The 18,453-nt window shown below is 60.2% G+C and carries 18 protein-coding genes; 4 read left to right on the plus strand and 14 right to left on the minus strand.

What is annotated here, in order from left to right:
- Positions 1 to 50: 50 nt before the first annotated feature.
- The 4 genes from ALFI_RS12140 to ALFI_RS12155 form a co-directional block, all read right to left on the minus strand.
- Complete coding sequence (locus tag ALFI_RS12140; protein WP_014776024.1) at positions 51 to 641, minus strand: PH domain-containing protein; 591 nt, start codon at positions 639 to 641, stop codon at positions 51 to 53.
- Positions 625 to 1,332 carry a 2-C-methyl-D-erythritol 4-phosphate cytidylyltransferase gene (locus ALFI_RS12145; RefSeq protein ID WP_014776025.1) on the minus strand — a complete coding sequence of 236 codons (708 nt, stop codon included), beginning with the start codon at positions 1,330 to 1,332 and terminating at the stop codon, positions 625 to 627. The genes ALFI_RS12140 and ALFI_RS12145 overlap by 17 nt, the downstream gene beginning before the upstream one ends.
- Positions 1,302 to 1,709, minus strand: a complete 408-nt coding sequence (locus ALFI_RS12150; protein WP_081488130.1) for a pyridoxamine 5'-phosphate oxidase family protein — start codon at positions 1,707 to 1,709, stop codon at positions 1,302 to 1,304. Before ALFI_RS12150 ends, ALFI_RS12145 begins: the two co-directional genes overlap by 31 nt.
- Positions 1,710 to 1,963: 254 nt before the next feature.
- Positions 1,964 to 3,280: a M23 family metallopeptidase gene (locus tag ALFI_RS12155; protein ID WP_042494094.1), complete on the minus strand. Its 1,317-nt coding sequence runs from the start codon at positions 3,278 to 3,280 to the stop codon at positions 1,964 to 1,966.
- Between the two features lie 145 nt (positions 3,281 to 3,425).
- On the opposite strand from ALFI_RS12155, the gene lpxK reads away from it, so the two are divergent.
- From lpxK to ALFI_RS12170, 3 genes are all read left to right on the plus strand, one after another.
- A complete protein-coding gene (gene lpxK / locus ALFI_RS12160) occupies positions 3,426 to 4,469 on the plus strand; it encodes a tetraacyldisaccharide 4'-kinase (RefSeq protein ID WP_014776028.1) in 1,044 nt (347 codons plus the stop codon).
- Positions 4,453 to 5,259: a purine-nucleoside phosphorylase gene (locus tag ALFI_RS12165; RefSeq protein ID WP_014776029.1), complete on the plus strand. Its 807-nt coding sequence runs from the start codon at positions 4,453 to 4,455 to the stop codon at positions 5,257 to 5,259. The genes lpxK and ALFI_RS12165 overlap by 17 nt, the downstream gene beginning before the upstream one ends.
- Positions 5,260 to 5,477: 218 nt before the next feature.
- A complete protein-coding gene (locus ALFI_RS12170) occupies positions 5,478 to 5,975 on the plus strand; it encodes a single-stranded DNA-binding protein (RefSeq protein ID WP_009598352.1) in 498 nt (165 codons plus the stop codon).
- Positions 5,976 to 6,384: 409 nt separating this feature from the next.
- Here the strand turns inward: ALFI_RS12170 and ALFI_RS12175 are convergent, their stop codons facing one another.
- The 10 genes from ALFI_RS12175 to ALFI_RS12220 form a co-directional block, all read right to left on the minus strand.
- Positions 6,385 to 7,119, minus strand: a complete 735-nt coding sequence (locus ALFI_RS12175; RefSeq protein ID WP_014776030.1) for an SDR family NAD(P)-dependent oxidoreductase — start codon at positions 7,117 to 7,119, stop codon at positions 6,385 to 6,387.
- A gap of 220 nt (positions 7,120 to 7,339) precedes the next feature.
- Complete coding sequence (locus ALFI_RS12180) at positions 7,340 to 7,777, minus strand: deoxycytidylate deaminase (RefSeq protein ID WP_009598343.1); 438 nt, start codon at positions 7,775 to 7,777, stop codon at positions 7,340 to 7,342.
- 7 nt (positions 7,778 to 7,784) lie between these two features.
- On the minus strand, positions 7,785 to 11,078 hold the full coding sequence (gene secA / locus ALFI_RS12185) for a preprotein translocase subunit SecA (RefSeq protein WP_014776031.1): 3,294 nt from the start codon (positions 11,076 to 11,078) through the stop codon (positions 7,785 to 7,787).
- Between the two features lie 141 nt (positions 11,079 to 11,219).
- Complete coding sequence (locus ALFI_RS12190; RefSeq protein WP_014776032.1) at positions 11,220 to 12,182, minus strand: glycosyltransferase; 963 nt, start codon at positions 12,180 to 12,182, stop codon at positions 11,220 to 11,222.
- Positions 12,179 to 13,153 (minus strand): glycosyltransferase family 2 protein, encoded by a 975-nt coding sequence (locus ALFI_RS16665; RefSeq protein WP_014776033.1) that lies wholly within the window; start codon positions 13,151 to 13,153, stop codon positions 12,179 to 12,181. Before ALFI_RS16665 ends, ALFI_RS12190 begins: the two co-directional genes overlap by 4 nt.
- Before the next feature lie 10 nt (positions 13,154 to 13,163).
- On the minus strand, positions 13,164 to 14,123 hold the full coding sequence (locus tag ALFI_RS12200; RefSeq protein ID WP_014776034.1) for a DUF2851 family protein: 960 nt from the start codon (positions 14,121 to 14,123) through the stop codon (positions 13,164 to 13,166).
- Position 14,124: 1 nt separating this feature from the next.
- Positions 14,125 to 14,445, minus strand: a complete 321-nt coding sequence (locus tag ALFI_RS12205; protein WP_009598369.1) for a metal-sulfur cluster assembly factor — start codon at positions 14,443 to 14,445, stop codon at positions 14,125 to 14,127.
- A 127-nt stretch (positions 14,446 to 14,572) separates the two neighbouring features.
- Positions 14,573 to 15,001 (minus strand): SufE family protein, encoded by a 429-nt coding sequence (locus ALFI_RS12210; RefSeq protein ID WP_014776035.1) that lies wholly within the window; start codon positions 14,999 to 15,001, stop codon positions 14,573 to 14,575.
- Positions 15,002 to 15,021: 20 nt separating this feature from the next.
- Positions 15,022 to 16,587, minus strand: a complete 1,566-nt coding sequence (locus tag ALFI_RS12215) for an alkaline phosphatase family protein (RefSeq protein ID WP_009598362.1) — start codon at positions 16,585 to 16,587, stop codon at positions 15,022 to 15,024.
- Between the two features lie 25 nt (positions 16,588 to 16,612).
- A complete protein-coding gene (locus ALFI_RS12220; protein WP_014776036.1) occupies positions 16,613 to 17,578 on the minus strand; it encodes a GSCFA domain-containing protein in 966 nt (321 codons plus the stop codon).
- Positions 17,579 to 17,611: 33 nt separating this feature from the next.
- Between ALFI_RS12220 and ispE the strand changes: the two genes are divergently transcribed.
- On the plus strand, positions 17,612 to 18,424 hold the full coding sequence (gene ispE, locus ALFI_RS12225; RefSeq protein WP_014776037.1) for a 4-(cytidine 5'-diphospho)-2-C-methyl-D-erythritol kinase: 813 nt from the start codon (positions 17,612 to 17,614) through the stop codon (positions 18,422 to 18,424).
- Positions 18,425 to 18,453 lie beyond the last annotated feature (29 nt).

Below are 18,453 nucleotides of genomic sequence, written 5' to 3' on the forward strand. Positions count from 1 at the left end.
CATTCCGTCGCTTCCGCAAATCGGATGCCGTCTTATGTCGCCTGCGTTTCTCAGGTCGTCTGCGTCTCCTTTGCGGTCTGCGCTTCCTCCCGTTCCTCCTCCCGTTCCTCCTCCTCTTCTTCCGCAGCTTCTTCGGTCAGCCGGTTGCCGCCCGGCGGCATGAGTTCGGCGATCAGACAATCCGCGTCGGAGCACGACACGTAGAGCCGCTCCTCGTATATGTCGGTGATCTCCACGAAGTTCTTCCACTCCGAAGCGTACAGACGTACGCGTTCGAACCGGCGCAGGTCCAGAAAATGGCCGTAGTAACCGAAGAATCCGCAGCCGCCGAAGAGCGGAAAGAACCATTTCATCCGCTTGGGATCGACGCGGCGTACCGAGGCGATCTCCCCGCGCTTTATCTCGGTGATGTCCAGCAGACAGCGCACCTCGACCTTTTCGTCCGTAACCATGATGTAGCGGGGAATCGACAGCGACATCAGGGCGATGAGCGCCACGATGAACGACGTGAACCAGGCCGAGAGATAACCTCCCTCGTAGAGGTGGTACAGCAGGCCGCCCAGCAGTCCGAAGACCACCAGATAGATCAGCGTCCAGTAGATCGTGCGGCGGCTGAAGCGGTATTTATATATTTTCTCCATCCGTTTCGTGCGTTTCTTCGCGGTCAGCCAGCAATGCTTCGGCGATGACCGTATCTTCGGGAGTCGTGATCTTCAGGTTCGCCCGTTCGCCTTCGCAGAGAAATACAGCTTCCCCGGACAGTTCGACTACCGAAGCGTCGTCGGTGAATTCGGGCCGGTATTCCGTTTCGTAGGCGCGGCGCAGCAGCTCGGCGCGGAATACCTGCGGCGTCTGGACGATGCGCAGGCGGCGGCGGTCGATGATCTGCGAAGCCGCGCCGTCCGTTTCGCGGAACGAATCCACAGGCTCGACGACCGGAATCGCCGTGCCGTGTTCCGCGGCGGCCGCGACCGTGCGCCGGATCAGCTCCTGCGACCCCAGCGGCCGCACGCCGTCCTGCACGGCGATCAGCTCCGGATCGCGTTTCAGGGCCGCCAATCCGTTTTTCACCGAGTGGAACCGCTCCCGTCCCCCTTCGGCGACCGTGTGCGGCGCCACTTCGAAACGCGCCGACAGATTGTACCAGAAGCCGGTGTGTTCGGCGGGCAGTACGACGACGATTTCCGCTCCGGGAAGCGCCGCGGCGAAGTTGTTGATCGTGCGCGCCAGTATGGGCATGCCCTCCAGCAGCATGAACTGCTTGGGACGCGCCCCTCCCATGCGGCTTCCGCCGCCGCCCGCTACGATGATGACTCCAGTTTGTCGTTCCATATCAGTTTCTTTCCAAAACCGAGCGTATTGTCGGTCAGTTTCATATAATCGGGCCTTATCGCCCAGAGCGTCAGCTCGGCCAGCGCCGCGTAGGGAAACCGTTTGAGGTATGCCCGTCTGGCCGTTTCGTCGGCCCGCGCTGCCGTGCCGCACAGCTGCAATCCCTGCACCCGGCCCACGATTTTCGTTTCGAGGACCACCGATGCCGCGATACGCGGATTGCGCTCCATTTCCTGCGCATGGCGCGTTGCGGGGTCCGATGTGAATACGAGCAGGTTTCGCTCCTTGTCGTAACAGTAGAACGCATTCGAGCAGTAGGGGACCCCTTCCGCGACGGTGGCCAGCGTCAGTACATGGTGCCGCCGGAGAAAACGCACGAAACGTTCGTTTATTGCTTCGCCGCAGCCGCTTGTTTTTGCCGTCCCGGATTCCGCGCTTCCGGGTGTTTCCGCAACCGGGGTGTTCCTTTCCGCAGCCGGGACGCTCCCTTTCTCAGCCGGGGCTTCTTCCGTTTTCGTTTCCGGAACCTTGTGTTCCGTCCCCGGTTTTTCCGTGTCCCGCCTCTCCGCCGCTTTTGTTGCGACCGCCGGCTGCATCTTTTTCCCGTCCGTTTCCGCTGCCGCCATATGCGTTATTTCGCTGCCGTGGTTTCGCCTGCCGGGGCGGAAGCCGCCGGAGCCTGCGGAATTACGAGCGAATCCAGCTGCGTGATGCGCTCTTCGTCCTTCACCTCGCCGTTCAGCTCGGCCGCGATGCGGTCGCGTACGAATTCGAACGTCGCCCGGTTCTCTTTTGCGATCGGCTCGGCGGGTTCCTGCGGAACTTTCAGCGGGTCGATCGGCGTGCCGTTTTTCCAGATGCGGTAGTCGAGATGCGGTCCCGTCGAAGCGCCCGTCGAACCGACATAGCCGATCAGCTGGCCCTGCGATACGCGCGAACCCTTCGAAATGCCTTTGGCATAGCCGCTCAGGTGCAGGTAACCCGTCATCAGGTTGCCCGCATGCTTGATCTTGAGCGTGTTGCCGCCTCCGCCGCCCCAGCCTTTGAAGGTGACCACGCCGTCGGCGACGGCATGCACGGGCGTGCCTTTCGGTGCGGCGTAATCGACGCCCGTATGCGGGCGGTACACCTTGTAGATCGGATGTTTGCGGGCGTAGGTGAATTTCGAGCTGATGCGCGAATATTTCAGCGGCGCCTTGAGCATCTGCTTGCGCAGGCTCGCGCCGTCATACTCCCAGTAGCGGATTTTGCCGCCCTGCCGGAACGGAATGGCGTAGTACTCCTTGCCGCCCTGACAGAATTTCGCGCCCCAGATGCGGCCGATGCCGACCGAGACGCTGTCGTCGATGAACCGCTCGTCGTAGATGACCGTGAAGTTGTCGCCTTTCTGGATGCCGAAGAAGTCCACCGTCCACTGGTAAATGTCCTCCATTTCGGCGGCCAGCGCATAGGGCAGCTCCTGCTCCATGATAGCGCCCCAGAGCGACGAATTGATCGTGGCGCTCTTCTTGGTGCGGCGCACGGTAAACTGTTTTTCGCCCGTGCGGACGCTCACCGAGTCGTCGTGGAATCCGAAGACCACGTATTCGGCGACGTTGCGTTCGTAAACCAGATAATCCAAGTGCGGGGCATAGAGCGAATCCTCGTGGATGAAGGCCGTGTACTTGTGTCCCGCGCGGATGTTGCGCAGCGGGAAAATATCCTTCGAAGCCTTGTCGAGCCGGTCGATCGTCAGCGCCGAAACGCCGAATCCGTTCAGGATTTTGCCCAGCGTTTCGCCGCTTCCCACCTCGCCGGTCTCGGTGCGGTAATTGTCGGCGTTGATGCCGTATACGATGTTGTGCTGCTCGGCGGCTTCCTCCCCGGCCGTTTCCTGCTGCTGCGTTCTGCTGCACGCCCCCGCCGCAACCAGCAGCAGGGCGCATATGGGTAATCTGAGACTTTTCATAATCGAAACAAAGATATAAAAAAACGACTCTTCCGCCAATTTTATTATTCGTTTGTCAGTGAGGCCTGAGATTTGCTTTTTTTTGTTTTGCGTTCCGAAGATTTATTTCTACCTTTGAAAAATTGTGTAGATAAACAGACCGAAGATGTTGAAATGCCTGCTTGCACCTGCAGCTCTCTTATATAAAGCGGGGGTGACTTTCCGTCACCGCTTGTTCGACTGGGGAGTGCTCAAAAGCGAGAAGTTCGACATCCCGGTCGTCTGCATCGGCAACATCACCGTCGGCGGTACGGGCAAGACCCCGATGGCCGAAATGGTGATCGCCTACATGTCGCAGATGCACAACGTGGCCCTGCTGTCGCGCGGCTACGGTCGCCGCACCAAAGGCTACCGGGAGGTGAAGACCGATTCCCACTACCGCGACGTGGGCGACGAACCGCTTCAGATCAAACTCAAATTTCCCGGCACGGTGGTCGTCGTGTGCGAGAAACGCGCCGAGGGCATCCGCCGCATCCGGGCCGAACACCCCGAAGTGGACCTCATCATCATGGACGACGGCTTCCAGCACCGTTATGTGGAGCCGAAGATCAATATCGTGATGATCGACGCGACGCGCCCCATTCAGCATGACAGGATGCTGCCGCTCGGAACGCTGCGCGACCTGCCCGAAGAGCTGCACCGCGCCCACTATTTCGTGGTCACGAAGTGCCCAGAGAAGATGGCCCCCATCGACCGGCGCATCATGCGCAAGGTGCTGATTCAGGTCGCCTACCAGCGGGTGTATTTCACCCGTTTCGAGAGCTTCATGCCCCAGCCGCTCTATCCCGATGCGGCTCCTGACGAACCGCTTCTGCACGGGCGGCAGGTCATTGCGCTTTCGGGCATCGGCAATCCCAAGCCGTTCCTTGCGACGCTGCGCGAACGCTACGAGGTCGTGCAGGAGATGACGCTGGAGGACCACCATGTTTACAAGGTCCGCGACCTGAACCGGCTGCGGGAACTGCTGGCCCGCTGGCCCGGTGCGGTCATCGTGACGACCGAAAAGGACGCCGTGAAACTGACCAACCGCGCCAAGATCCCCGAAGAGATCCGGCGCAGCATATACTATTTACCGATAAATATTTCATTCATAGAGGATTCGGCTACGGATTTTCTGCAAAAACTAGAAGAAGATGTTAGAGGAAATTAAAAAAACGGCGGCTTTCATCGACGCCGCCACCGACTCTTTCGCTCCCGAAGTGGGCGTCATCCTCGGCACCGGTTTGGGCGGCTTCGCCGATAAGATCGAGACGCGCTTCGCCATCGAATACAAGGATATTCCGGGATTCCCCGTCTCCACGGTCGAAGGACACAAAGGCCGTATGATTTTCGGCATGGTCGAGGGCCGCAGGGTCGTGGCCATGCAGGGCCGTTTCCACTATTACGAAGGCTACGGCATGCAGCAGGTGACGTTCCCGGTGCGCGTCATGCGGCAGCTCGGCATCAAATACCTCTTTGTATCGAACGCTTCGGGCGGCATCAACACCTCGTTCCGCGTCGGCGACCTGATGGTCATCACCGACCATATCAACCTGATGCCCAATCCGCTGATCGGCCCCAACATCGCCGAACTCGGTCCCCGCTTTCCGGATATGCACAACTGCTACGACAAGGAGCTGATCGCCAAGGCGACCGCCATCGCCGAGGAGGAGAATATCAAGCTCCAGTACGGCGTGTATGTGGGCGGCACGGGGCCGACGTTCGAGACGCAGGCCGAATACCGCTATTTCAAGAATATCGGCGGCGATGCGGCCGGCATGTCCACCGTGCCGGAGGTGATCGTGGCGCGCCATATGTCGATCCCGGTCTTCGGCGTTTCGGTCATCACCAACTGCGGACTCTCGGACGAAGTGGGCGACCACGAAGACGTGCAGCGTCAGGGCAAAAAGGCCGGAATCAAGATGGAGGTGCTCTTCAAGCGTATGATAAAAGCGCTTTAGAAGGAATGTCGTTTCGGGCCGTGCCGGTTGTGTTGCGGCGTTGGACGGACTGGCCTTCCGGATTTTTGTCACGGACGTTCGCTGCGGAGTCGTCGGGGAGGGACTTGGATCTTCACCGCTGTATCCCGGCTTTGGCGCCGGGCCGCTCCGCAGAAGTGCCGGATGTGGATTTCTCCCGGTCCGTCGTGTGTTTATTGATAATTTTAATGTTATAGATTATGGTAAATAAGGTAATTTTGATCGGCAACGTCGGTATCGACCCCGAAATCCGGACCACCGAAGGCGGCGTGAAGGTCGCACGTATCCGTCTGGCTACGACCGAACGGTTGTTCGACCGGCAGGCCAACGAGGCCAAGGAGCATACCGAATGGCATACGATCACGCTTTGGCGCGGTCTGGCCGACGTGGTGGACAAGTATGTCCGCAAAGGCACGCAGATTTACGTCGAGGGGCGTCTGCGTACCCGTGAATGGATGGACAAGGACAATAACAAACGCTATACGACCGAGATTCTGGCCGATGTGATGAATCTGCTGGGCCGCCGCAGCGACAACCCGTCGTCCGACGGACAGCAGGGCTATGGATCGCAGCAGGGTTACGGTTCGCAGCAGTCCTCTGCCGGACAGTCTGCAGGCGGCTATCAGCAGCCTGCGGCTCCGAAGCCCGCCCCCGCGCCGTCGATTCCCGCCGACGATCCGGACGACCTGCCGTTCTGATCCGGACGCCCTGTCATTCTGATCCGGATGACCTGCCGTTTTTGAAATATGAAAACAAGACCTCCCGGCTCCGCAGAGACCGGGGGTTCGTTTTATCTGCATCGTCTTGACCGCCGGACCCGTTTGGGCCGGAGGCCGACTTTTGTGTGGAATCTGTTTGTGTGGAATCCGACCTCGGTGAAGAACCGGATTTACGGACCGGATGCACCGATAATTCGGGAGATAGGGGGCTTTTCTTGCTGTTGCCGTTCAGCCGCACCTCCGTTTCGTTTTTATGTGTCGGCCTCGTTGAGAGTTTCTGGCGGCACCTTTTCGAGCCGCATCTGTATCGGATACGGTCTGCCGTCGGTCCGCAGGGGTGTAGCCGCGAACCCTTCATTAAGGGTATCTTATTACGGGTGTTTTGCCGTCAGTCGTTCTTGCGGATGTTGAGCCGCTCCCAAAGCCATTCGGGAATCATCTTCCAGAAGAATACCATGACCGCATAGCGGCGATCGATCACCACGCGGCGGCGCTGCCGCTTCAGGACCTTCATAATCCGTGCGGCGACTTTCCCGACCTGCATCAGCATCGGATAATGCCCGTCGCCGGCCAGCAGGGGCGTGGCCACGAACCCCGGTCGTATGTCCGTAAAGCGGATATTCAGTCTCTCCATATGCGCCAACTGCGACAGTGCGTCGATGTAGGTGTTCTGCATGCGTTTGGTCGCCGAGTAGGCCGGTGCGCTGCCGAGTCCTTTGGTGCCTGCGATCGAACTGATGACGGCCAAATGCCCGCCTCCGTGAGCGCGGAAATAGCCGAAAGCCGCCGTCACCATGCGCACGAATCCTTCGCCGTTGGTGCGCAGGGTGTCGATCTCGATGTCGGGATGCAGCTCGGTGTTGCGTTTCCCGATGCCCGAACAGTGCAGGTAAATGTCCATTCCGCCCAGCTTGTCGATCAGGCGTGACAGATGTTCGGGCGCATCGTCGCGCGTGATATCCAGCGATTCGGTCACGATCAGGTCCGGAGCTTGGGTGCGGAGCTTTTCGAGCGCCTCCTCGCGCCGGCCTGCGGCCCCGATCTGCCAACCCGCCTGAATACAGAGTTTTGCGACTTCGAGTCCGATGCCCGATGTCGCTCCGACGATGACGATGCGTTTCATACCGATGCGGTTTTAGTGGTTTATACCTTAAAAGTAATGATTCTTTCCGGGAAATGCAAATCCGCCTTTTGCCGGGGACGCTTTGTGCGTCTGTGAAATAAGGAGCCGCACGCGGCTCCTTATCCGGATTGTTTTTTGGTCTGCACAAGCTGCCGTCGGTCGGAAAGAGCCGGAGACGAAATCATATCGCAAGCCCCTTCACGGTGCATCGCCGTTCCGGTCAGCAATCTTCCATTGCGTGCTGGACGCATTCGATGCCTACTTTGCGCAGCAGATTCAGCCCCTCTTCCGAGCGGTATTCCTCGCAGTACACCACCCGTTTGATACCAGCCTGAATGATCAGCTTCGAACATTCGATGCAGGGGGCGGCGGTGATGTAGAGCGTCGAGCCGTCGCAGTTGTTGGCGCTTTTGGCGACCTTGGTGATGGCGTTGGCTTCGGCGTGGAGGACATAGGGCTTGGTGTGGCCGTTTTCATCCTCGCAGATGTTCTCGAACCCCGAAGGCGTGCCGTTGTAACCGTCGGATATGATCATCTTGTCCTTGACGATCAGCGCTCCGACCTTGCGGCGCACGCAGTACGAATTCTCCGCCCAGATGCGCGCCATGCGCAGGTAGCGGATATCCAGCTGACGTTGTTTTTCTTCGTTGTAGCCCATTTCCGGTTTACATTCCTTTGCCGTGGCACTGTTTGTATTTCTTGCCGCTTCCGCAGGGGCAGGGATCGTTGCGGCCCACTTTCTTCTCGACGTGCATCGGCATCGGTTTCTGTTTGTCCTGCTGCCCGGCCTGTGCCGCCGCCTGCATGCGCGAAGCCTGCAGTTTGTTCACGTCCACCTTGGCGCGCTCCTGACGCTGGCGCTGTACGGCTTCGGCGTTCTGGTCCCGCACCGGAATGTAGGCCTTGTTGAGGATCGACAGCACGTCGCGGTTGACCTTGACGATCATCTTCGAGAAGAGTCCGAACGATTCGAACTTGTAGATCAGCAGCGGGTCTTTCTGCTCGTAGGTGGCGTTCTGCACGCTCTGGCGCAGGTCGTCCATTTCGCGCAGGTGCTCGCGCCATGCGTCGTCGATGGTGGTGAACATCACCACTTTCGAGAATATCTTGTAGATCTCCGCGCCGTCCGTGTTCTTGCATTTCAGCAGGTTCACCGGGACGTTGTAGCCCAGATGGCCGTCCGTAATCGGGAAGTAGATGTTCGAATCCAGCTGATCCTTCTTGTCCTCGTAGATGCGCTCCATGACGGGGCGTACCGTGTCGGCCACGGCCTTGGCACGGCGTGCATAGGTCTCCTTGAGGTCTTTGACGATCAGTTCCACCAGTTCGGCGGGCTTCGCCGAGCCGTAGGTCTCTTCGCCGAACGACGGTTCTACGGCCACTTCGCGGATCAGCTCGAAGCGGAAATCCTCGAACTCGATGCCGCGGTTGGTCTCCACGAAATTGTCGGCGTAGTCGTACATGATGTTGTTGAGGTCGATCTCGATGCGCTCGCCGTAGAGTGCGTGACGGCGGCGGGTGTAGATCACCTCGCGCTGCGAGTTCATCACATCGTCGTATTCCAGCAGACGCTTACGGATGCCGAAGTTGTTCTCCTCGACCTTCTTCTGCGCACGCTCGATGGCGCGCGTCATCATGCCGGCCTGAATCACCTCGCCCTCCTTGAGTCCCATGCGGTCCATCATCGAGGCGATGCGGCCCGAACCGAACAGACGCATCAGGTCGTCTTCGAGCGATACGAAGAACTGCGACGATCCGGGGTCGCCCTGACGTCCGGCGCGTCCGCGCAGCTGGCGGTCCACACGGCGGCTTTCGTGGCGTTCGGTGCCGATGATCGCCAGACCTCCGGCCTGCTTGACTTCGGGCGTGAGCTTGATGTCGGTACCGCGGCCGGCCATGTTGGTCGCAATGGTCACCTGTCCCGAACGTCCGGCCTCGGCCACGACTTGGGCCTCCAGCTGGTGCTGCTTGGCATTCAGAACGTTATGCTTGATGTTGCGGAGCTTGAGCATGCGGCTCAGCAACTCCGAGATCTCGACCGACGTGGTACCCACCAGCACCGGACGGCCCGCTTCGACCAGCTTCACGATCTCTTCGATCACGGCGTTGTATTTCTCGCGCTTGGTCTTGTAGATCAGGTCCTGACGGTCGTCGCGGACCACGGGACGGTTGGTCGGAATCACCACGACGTCGAGTTTGTAGATGCTCCAGAACTCCGAAGCCTCGGTTTCGGCCGTACCGGTCATACCGGCCAGCTTGTGGTACATGCGGAAGTAGTTCTGAAGGGTGATCGTCGCGAATGTCTGCGTCGCGGCTTCGACCTTGACGTGCTCCTTGGCTTCGATCGCCTGATGCAGTCCGTCCGAATAGCGGCGTCCGTCGAGAATACGGCCCGTCTGCTCGTCGACGATCTTCACCTTGTTGTCCATCACCACGTATTCGACATCCTTCTCGAACATGGCGTAGGCCTTGAGCAGCTGATGCACCGTGTGCACGCGCTCCGACTTGATCGAGTAGTCGTTGATCACCTCGTCGCGTTTGCGGGCGCGTTCCTCGGCCGAGAGATCGCTCTTTTCCAGCTCGGCCACTTCCGCACCGATGTCGGGCATCACGAAAAATCCGTCCTCGTTGAAGTATTTCGACAGCACTTCATGGCCTTTGTCCGTCAGTTCCACCGAGTTGAGTTTCTCGTCGATGACGAAGAACAGGTCGTCGGTGATTTCGGGCATGCGGCGGTTGTTGTCCTGCATGTAAGTGTTTTCGGTCTTCTGCATCAGCGCCTTGACGCCCGTTTCCGAGAGGTATTTGATCAGCGGCTTGTATTTGGGCAGACCTTTGTGCGCACGGTAGAGTTTCACGCCGCCTTCGTCGTTCTTGCCCTCGGCGATGAGCTGGCGGGCTTCCGCCAGCAGCCCCGTCACGAGGTTCTTCTGCAGGTTGTAGAGGTGGTCGATGGCCGGGCGGTACTGCTCGAACATCTGGTCGTCGCCTTTGGGCACGGGACCCGAAATGATAAGCGGCGTACGTGCGTCGTCGATCAATACGGAGTCCACCTCGTCGACGATGGCGAAGTGGTGCTTGCGCTGTACGAGGTCGGCGGGCGACGAAGCCATGTTGTCGCGCAGGTAGTCGAAGCCGTATTCGTTGTTCGTGCCGAAAGTGATGTCGGCCATGTATGCCTTGCGCCGGGCGTCGGAGTTGGGCTGCGTGTCGTCGATGCAGGCCACCGACAGCCCGTGGAACTGGTACATCGGCCCCATCCACTCCGAGTCGCGCTTGGCCAGATAGTTATTGACCGTCACGAGGTGCACGCCCTTTTTTGCGAGGGCGTTGAGGAATACGGGGAGCGTCGCCACGAGGGTCTTTCCTTCGCCCGTCGCCATCTCGGCGATCTTGCCTTTGTGGAGCACAACGCCGCCGAACAGCTGTACGTCGTAGTGGATCATGTCCCACTTGAGGTCGTTGCCGCCGGCCATCCAGTGATTGGCGTATACGGCCTTGTCGCCCTCGATGGTTACGAAATCCTTGACGGCGGCCAGATCGCGGTCGAAATCGTTGGCCGTGACCACTACCGTCTCGTTCTGGGCGAAGCGGCGCGCGGTGTCCTTCATGATGGCGAACGCTTCGGGCAGTATTTCGTCGAGTTTCTCCTCGATCTTTTCGTCGATGCGTTTGGTCGTCTCGTCGATCTCCTTCGAGACCTTCTCCTTCTCTTCGAGCGATGTCTCGGCCAACTCCAGCTTGGCTTTCAGCTCCACGATGCGGGCTTCGTCGGCTGCGATGAAATCGGCGATCTGCTTCTTCAGCGCTTCGCTTCGGGCGCGCAGTTCGTCGTTGGAAAGGGCTTCTATGGCAGGGTAGACGGCTTTGATCTTTTCGAGATAAGGCTCGATCTGCTTGCGGTCCTTGTCGGCTTTGGAGCCGAAGATGAGTTTGATTAAACTGGCAGCTATATCCATATTCGTTTTCTGATATTTCGGGGTTGTGGTTGTAAATCCTACAAAGATACTTATTTTTCCCGAATGCACAAAAAAATAGGTCCCTATAAAGGGACCCAATGCGGGGTTTCCGCGATTCGGAGCCGCATTCCGGCCGACGGGTCACCGTCTTTTGTGGAGCCGGTAATAGAGGACGAAAAGCGCGGGGGTGCGGTTTATCAGGAAATGGCGGAAGTTGTATTTGCGGAATGCGAGCGGCATGACTCCCCGCTGCCGGGCGTCGCGCAGCATTTCGCGGGCGTTGCCCTGTCTGCCGAGTATCGTCTGTTTGCAGGCGAAAAACATCGTTTTGCCCACGTGCAGCCGCATCAGGCGTGCGCCTTCCGGATCGCTTTCTTCGATACGGGCCGCGAAGTCGGTCAGGCTTTTCATCGCCCGGACAAAGTCCGAGCGGCGCTTCGGATCGTAGCTTCCCATGAACGATCCGTTGTGCTGCAGGTAGTTGTACACCCGGATCGGGACATATCGGATCCGTTTTGCGAAGTAAATGGCGCGCGGGGTGAACTCTTCGTCCTCGTGCCGCATCGGGAGCATGCCGAGTCCATGCCGTTCGAGCATCGTCCGGTCGTAGACGTAGGCGCAGGCCATGGGCAGGAAGCAGTCCCGACGCAGGAAATCGCGTCCGCTCTGCACCTCCCCGCCGCCGCGTGCGAAAAGCCCGTCGCTCCAGAGCGGAAGGTCGCCGCCGTGTTCGTCGACGCCCGCCATGTCGAAACAGAGCATGTCGAGCCGCTCCCGGTCCATGATCTGCGTCAGCCGTCCGAGAACGCCGGGCGAAAGGTAGTCGTCTGCATCCACGTACATGACATATCTGCCCGCGGCGCGCTCCGTGCCGTAATTCCGGGCCATGCTTACGCCTTCGTTGGGTTTGGCGTGCACTTGGACGTTCGCATGCCCGCAGGCCGCCCGCTGCGCTGCGGCCAACGAACCGTCGGTCGATCCGTCGTCCACCACGATCACTTCGTACTCTTCGGGCGGCAGGTCCTGATCGAGGGCCGAAGCGATACACTTGCCGATCAGCCCTTCGAGGTTGTACAGCGGAATTATGATGCTGATTTTTTTCATGACGCGAGAAGTCGGACGAGGAACAGACGCTTGTGAATCCAGACTCTCCACGACGGATAGAAGAGTCCGCAGGCCATTTTGTACCGGCGCATAAGCTGCCGTTTGAGCAGCTTGGGATCGTGTGAATGCCGGATGCCGGCCTTGTAGAGACGTGTGAGAATGCGGCGGTACGAGGCGAGTTCCCTTTTCTTTACCTCCCCGGTCCGCAGGGAGAAACGGGTGAAGATGCGGGCTTCGTCATCCGAGAGCCGGACGCCCAGTTTGCGCGCGAGTTGTTCCTGCTGGGTAAGCTGGGCGCTGAGGGTCTGGCGGTCCAGTTGGCGTGTCGAGATTTGGTCTTCCCATCGGCGGTAGAAGGTCAGGTACTCCGGAATGTTGGCCATGCGGAGGTGTTCCGAAAGATCGACCCATAGCTGATAGTCTTCGGCCATACACTCCCGGAAGCGTATGCCGGTCCGTTTGAAAGGTTCGCTGCGCAGCATGACGGACGACATGCCGAACGGGCACCCGAAAAACAGTTGGTACTGGATTTCCTCGTGGGTGAGCGGCACTTGGATTTTCAGTTCGTCATTTTCCCCCCCCCTTGTGCCGAACATCGTGTAGTAACTGCCGCAGATGTCGGTTTGCGGGTGTCGTTCGAAGAAGGCGAGCTGTTTGGCGAAGCGTTCCGGAGAGCAGAGGTCGTCCGCATCCATGAAGGTGATGAATTTTCCGCGGGCGGCGTCCAGCGCCCGATTGCGGGTGCGTGCGGCTCCCGAATTGAGTTCGTTGTGCATCAGTACGATGCGGTTGTCCTTTGCGGCGTAGGCGCGTGCGATCTCGGCCGAAGCGTCGGTCGATGCGTCGTCGATGACGATCAGTTCGAAGTCGCCGACCGTTTGCCGGAGGACGTTCTCGATGCTTTCGCCGACGAATCGCTCCGCATTGTAGAGCGGCATGATGACGCTGATCAGTGGTGTTTGTTTTTGCATGGTGGTAGAGTTAGTTGTTTCCGATTTTCAGATTGTTCAGGATGCGCCGCCCGACGGGGCACTCCGCGCACCGTTTGGCGGCGCAGTATTCCGTCGCCAGCTGCAACAGGGCCTGCGACTCGAAGGCGCTGCGGGGCGTCAGCCCCGCGTCGTGCCAGCCGCGCATGTAACGGTTGTCCTCCGCGGGCAGGCGTTCGAGCAGCGTCAGGGCGCTGTCGCGCAGGGCTTCGCGTCCGGTGTAGCTGCCGTAGGCGAATTGCAGCACCGAGACGAGGTTGATGCCGATGATGTTGGCCTTGAAAGTCCCCAGACGCTTGGGCCTGTCGTCGCCTGCGATTCCCGGAATATGGTGCGTCCGCCAGTAATCCGAGGCCTCGACGCAGAAGAGCCGCCGGATCTCCTCTTCCGTGCGGCAGGCCATGGCGCGCTCCATGACGAACTCGTCCTGAGCGAAGAATTCCGCGGCTTGCGCCAGCCGCAGTACGGGGTGGTTGGCCGGGCGTATGTCGCCCAGCTGCCAAGCTCCGGCCTGCATCGGTTCGATGTCGTATTTGGCCGCCAGATATTCGAAATTGCGGGCGAGGTTGAGCGTGTAGGTGTCGTGCGGATAGAGCGCCAGCAGTCCCGACGCTCCGAAAAGCAGCGATTCGACGGCATGCGGCGCCAGCCGTTCGCGCAGAACGGTTTTGTAGGATACGCGCCGCGCCAGCGTGAGGTAGGCTTCCTGATTCTGACGGTCGCCCAGCGTGCGGAAGTAGAGCAGGTAGAAGGTCTGGTTCCAGTTCTCCGCCGCTTCGTGCCGCAGCGCCTCCACCATGCGCATTTTGCGTTCGAGCCGGTCGAAGAGCAGCGACGTGCATATCTCGCTGCGCTGCAAGGCTGACTGTCCCGCGAGGAATCCGCCGCAGGCGTAAGCCCCGGCTCCGGCCCGAAGCCGGTTCATCGCGCGCTGTTCCCGCTCCGCCGTCATGCTAAAACAGATTGAGCTCCAGCAGTGCCTCTTCCGACATCATGCTTTTGTCCCATACGGGATCGAACGTGAGAATCACGTTCACCGACTTCACGCCTTTGACCTTGGCTACCTGCTGGTTTACGTCTTCGACGAGCATGTCGGCCATCGGGCAGTTGGGCGCGGTGAGCGTCATGCGGATGTTGGCGACGCCGTCGGGCGTGTAGTCGATCTCGTAGATCAGTCCCAGATCGTAGATGTTTACCGGGATTTCGGGATCGTATATGTTCTTGAGCGTAAGGACGATCTCCTTCTCGACCTTCAGTATCTCTTTGGGTGTCATCGTGACATTGAAATTAAGCGTTGAAAACTAAAAACCGCCGGAAACTCTCCCTTCCGGCTTTCCGGTTCCGGCCGATTCGCAGGGCCGGACGCCTCTTCTGCCGAAAGAAACGTTGGTTTCCGATTTTTTATTTTTCGTTCGCACCGTCCTTGCTCGCGAAGGCCAGCGCATAGAGCCGCATCTGCTTGACCATTGACAACAAGCCGTTCGACCGCGTGGGCGAGAGGTTTGCGCTCAGGCCGATGGCGTCGATGAAATAGAGCTCCGTGTCGAGAATCTCCTGCGGCGTGCGACCGTTCAGCACGCGGATCAGCAGGGCGATGATGCCCTTGGTGATTATGGCGTCGCTGTCTGCGGCGTAATAGACCCGGCCCTGCTCCATGCGGGCGTCCACCCACACGCGCGACTGGCATCCCTCGATCAGGTACTGCACGGTGCGGTGCTCGGCGGGGATGGCCGGCAACGAATCGCTCAGACCGATGAGGTAGTCGTATTTGTCGAGCCAGTCGTCGAATACCGAGAACTCCTCGATGATCTCCTCCTGTATCTTATCCATGTCCGTATATTTTTTAATCCTTAAAAATCGATGATTTCCGGGAGCACTTCGCCCTCCGACGCCGCAGGTTCGGTGATCTCCAGCACCCGCGCCACGGTCGGCGCCACGGCCGTCATGTCCACGCGGCGCTTCACGCGCAGGGGACCGGCTCCGAAGCCGTAAAATACCAGCGGCACCTGCGTGTCGTAGCCGTACATCGAACCCGACGACGATGCGCAGCGGTCGTTCTCCTCGATCCAGCCGGGCATCAGGTTCATGATCACGTCGCCCGAACGCCGGGGATAGAAGCTGTTCTGCATCTTGCGGGCGTAGCCGCTGCCGAAGTAGCTCGTGCGCATGGCCGTGGCCGAGAGGGCGTGCGAGACGCCGCGGAACTGCATGGCGAAGATCGCCACCTCGTTCTGCACGTCGGCCAGATTGAGTCCCCGCTCGTAGATGAGGTTGTGGTTCAGGTAGAGGCATTTGTCTTCGTACTCCAGCACCCAGTTGCCCATGCCGTAGCGGACGTTCAGGAACCCGTTTACGATCACCTCGAACTGCCGGGCGTTGAACCGGTCGGCCTCTTCGCGGCCCGCGTCGTACGAGGGGCTGGTTCCGTGGTCCGACGTGAATACGACGAGCACTTCGCCGTTCTTGACCTGCGCGAATACGAACGTCAAAAAGTCGGCCAGATCGCGGTCGAGCCGGTAATACATGTCCTCCGCCTCGACCGATTCGGGACCGTAGGCTTCGCTGATGCGGCGCGACGAATCGAGACAGATGTTCAGCAGGTCGGGCGTGCCGTCGGTGCCGAGCTTGAACTGGGCGATGGCCTGCTTGGCGAAGCCGAATACGGCGGTGTTGCCCGCCGGGGTGTAGAGCATCCGGTCGAAATCGGTGGTGAGCTTCAGGCGGCCGCTGCCCGTCTCGTCCTTCTCCTTTTTGTTCTTGCCCGTGAGGATTACGTCCCAGTTGCGGGAGTTGACGTAGCGGCCCTTTTCGTAGAGCGTCCGCCATTCGGGGGCGATGTACGAGAGGTTGTAGCGTTCGCGGTTGCTGCGCGCCACCCATTCGGGAACGTCGGCGGCGTAGTAGGGCGAGGTGGTCCAGCCGCAGCGCGCCGAGTCGAGCCAGAAGACCTCGCCGCCGCGTCCGCCCAAGACGATCGCCGACGTGGCTTCGGCCGCCACGGTGACGGCCTTGCTGCCGGGTTCGTGCTGCAGGAGCGCTTCGGAGAGCGTCGGGGCGATCAGGTTGTAGGGGCCTGCGCCGTTGCGTCCGGCGATCAGTTCCACGGCCTCGTTGGCGACGTAGTCGCGCCAGCGCGAGCCGATGACCCCGTGCGTCGAGGGCATCGCGCCCGTCGATAACGTGGCCAGCGACACGGGCGTGGTGGTCTGCTGGTAGTCGTAACGGCTGTCGGCGAAGACCGTGCCGCCGTCGATCAGGCGCCGGAGTCCTCCTTCGCCGTAATTGTCGGCGTAACGCGAGAGATCCTCGGCGCGCATCGAGCCGACGACGATATTAACGACCAGCCGGGGCCGTGCGGCCGAGACTTCGAGGGCCGCGAAGGCGGCTATGGCGAGTAAAATGATTTTGTGCTTCATGGTGTGCGAATGATAGGCCGCAAATTTACGAATTTATTTCGATACATCGGCGGAAATATTCCGCTTCGGTCCGAAAATCGATCTGCGGCAGCGCCGCGATCTCTTCGAGCCTGCGGCGGCAGAACTCGCGGTAGGTTGCGCTCTGCGGGTTGCGGGGCCGGTGCGCCGCGGCCACGACGATATGGCGGACGTCGGGCAGCAGACGCCGGGCCTGCTCCGAGAGAACCGTCGCCGAGAACTTCTCCCAGACGTATTCCACGGCCTGCGGAGACGGATGCACCAGATCGTCGGCGTAGAACCGGTAGTCGCGCAGGTCGTCGTTGAGGATTTCGTATGCGGGGAAATAGTGAACGTCGGGAAAACGCTCCGCCAGCTCTTCGGCGGCCAGACGGAGTGCGGCTTTGCTCACGGCGTTGCCCGCCAGTGAGTCGCCGAGATGCCGCACGGGGCTGACCGTAAGGATCACCTCCCTGCCGCCGAGCGGACCTGCCATGAGGTCTGCGAAAGCGGTGACGATCTCGTCCACGCCCAGCCTGCGCCGCGTGAACTCCGCGGCGGGCCGGCGGTGGCAGTTGGCGACCACCGCGCCGTCGTGTTCGTAGACCCACGCCGTGCCGAAGGTCAGCACGATCCGGTCGGCCGCGCGCAGCGCTTCGGCTCCGCTCTTCCGGGCGGCGTTCATCGCCGCGAGGGCTTGGTCCGCTTCCGGGGCGGAAAAAGAGCCGTGGAACCCGTAATGGAACCACAATTCGCCGTCGAATCCCAATTCCGAATGTCGTACGGGCTTCTCCCCTGCGTAGCTGCGCAGCGCGGCGGCGATGGAGAGCGGGTTGAACAGAATGCCCGAAGGATTGGCCGTGACGCGGAATTTTGCCTGTGCCAGCCGCCCGGCGATGTGTTCCGCGAAACAGGAGCCGAGGGCCAGTATGCGGTTCTCGTAGCCGATCTTCGTTCCAAGGGGCGCAATTTCGATTTCGGTGCGGAATTTCATACTGCAAAAGTACAAATTTTATATCTTTGCCGTATGATCTTACGGGCAAACTGCAAAATAAATCTGGGGCTGGATATCCTGCGCCGCCGTGCGGACGGTTATCACGACCTCGAAACGGTGATGTTTCCCGTGCGCGGACTTTACGACGAAGTCGAGGTCGTGCGCACGGCCGGGGCGGGCGTGGATTTCCGCGCCGAAGGGCTCGCGGTGGACTGCGAACCCGAACAGAATATCTGTATCAGGGCTTTCCGGCTGATGCACGACCGTTACGGCGTGGACGGCGTCGCTATCCGGCTCGACAAGCGGGTGCCGTTCGGCGCCGGGCTGGGTGGCGGTTCGTCCGACGGCACGGCGGTTCTGCTGGCTCTCGACCGGCTTTTCGACCTGCATCTGCCCGAAGCGGAGCTGATCGCCCGCGCCGCCGAGCTGGGCAGCGATACGCCGTTCTTCGTGCGCAACACCCCGCAGTTCTGCACCGGACGGGGTGAGATCATGTCGCCTTTCCCGCTCGACCTTGCGGGGCTGACCCTCGTGATCGTGAAGCCGGACGAGGGGGTCTCTACGCGCGAAGCCTATGCGGGCGTACGTCCGCGGGTGCCCTCCGTGCCGCTTGCCGAGCGTCTGCGGCGTCCCGTCGCGGAGTGGCAGGAGATTGTGACCAACGATTTCGAACCGCATATCTTCGCCGCGCATCCCGCCATCCGCGCATCCAAGCGGAACTTACTCGATGCTGGTGCCCTTTACGCTTCGATGTCGGGCAGCGGCTCTGCGGTTTTCGGGCTGTTCGACCGTCCCGAAAAAGCAGAGAGCCTGCGGTCGCAGACTCCCTTCATCTTTTCGTTGTAGGCGTTGCCCGGTCTTGGGCGGATGTGATT

It is taken from the genome of Alistipes finegoldii DSM 17242 (assembly GCF_000265365.1).
In the GTDB taxonomy this organism is placed as follows: domain Bacteria; phylum Bacteroidota; class Bacteroidia; order Bacteroidales; family Rikenellaceae; genus Alistipes; species Alistipes finegoldii.

Bases quoted from the DNA above. Each gene is read 5' to 3' on its own strand.
- ispE (WP_014776037.1), top strand. From the start codon at position 17,612: ATGATCTTACGGGCAAACTGCAAAATAAATCTGGGGCTGGATATCCTG.
- ALFI_RS12220 (WP_014776036.1), bottom strand. From the start codon at position 17,578: ATGAAATTCCGCACCGAAATCGAAATTGCGCCCCTTGGAACGAAGATC.
- secA (WP_014776031.1), bottom strand. From the start codon at position 11,078: ATGGATATAGCTGCCAGTTTAATCAAACTCATCTTCGGCTCCAAAGCC.
- ALFI_RS12190 (WP_014776032.1), bottom strand. From the start codon at position 12,182: ATGAAAAAAATCAGCATCATAATTCCGCTGTACAACCTCGAAGGGCTG.
- ALFI_RS12200 (WP_014776034.1), bottom strand. From the start codon at position 14,123: ATGACGGCGGAGCGGGAACAGCGCGCGATGAACCGGCTTCGGGCCGGA.
- ALFI_RS12165 (WP_014776029.1), top strand. From the start codon at position 4,453: ATGTTAGAGGAAATTAAAAAAACGGCGGCTTTCATCGACGCCGCCACC.
- ALFI_RS12175 (WP_014776030.1), bottom strand. From the start codon at position 7,119: ATGAAACGCATCGTCATCGTCGGAGCGACATCGGGCATCGGACTCGAA.
- ALFI_RS12145 (WP_014776025.1), bottom strand. From the start codon at position 1,332: ATGGAACGACAAACTGGAGTCATCATCGTAGCGGGCGGCGGCGGAAGC.
- ALFI_RS12155 (WP_042494094.1), bottom strand. From the start codon at position 3,280: ATGAAAAGTCTCAGATTACCCATATGCGCCCTGCTGCTGGTTGCGGCG.
- ALFI_RS12170 (WP_009598352.1), top strand. From the start codon at position 5,478: ATGGTAAATAAGGTAATTTTGATCGGCAACGTCGGTATCGACCCCGAA.
- lpxK (WP_014776028.1), top strand. From the start codon at position 3,426: ATGTTGAAATGCCTGCTTGCACCTGCAGCTCTCTTATATAAAGCGGGG.
- ALFI_RS12215 (WP_009598362.1), bottom strand. From the start codon at position 16,587: ATGAAGCACAAAATCATTTTACTCGCCATAGCCGCCTTCGCGGCCCTC.
- ALFI_RS12210 (WP_014776035.1), bottom strand. From the start codon at position 15,001: ATGGATAAGATACAGGAGGAGATCATCGAGGAGTTCTCGGTATTCGAC.
- ALFI_RS12140 (WP_014776024.1), bottom strand. From the start codon at position 641: ATGGAGAAAATATATAAATACCGCTTCAGCCGCCGCACGATCTACTGG.
- ALFI_RS12205 (WP_009598369.1), bottom strand. From the start codon at position 14,445: ATGACACCCAAAGAGATACTGAAGGTCGAGAAGGAGATCGTCCTTACG.
- ALFI_RS16665 (WP_014776033.1), bottom strand. From the start codon at position 13,153: ATGCAAAAACAAACACCACTGATCAGCGTCATCATGCCGCTCTACAAT.
- ALFI_RS12180 (WP_009598343.1), bottom strand. From the start codon at position 7,777: ATGGGCTACAACGAAGAAAAACAACGTCAGCTGGATATCCGCTACCTG.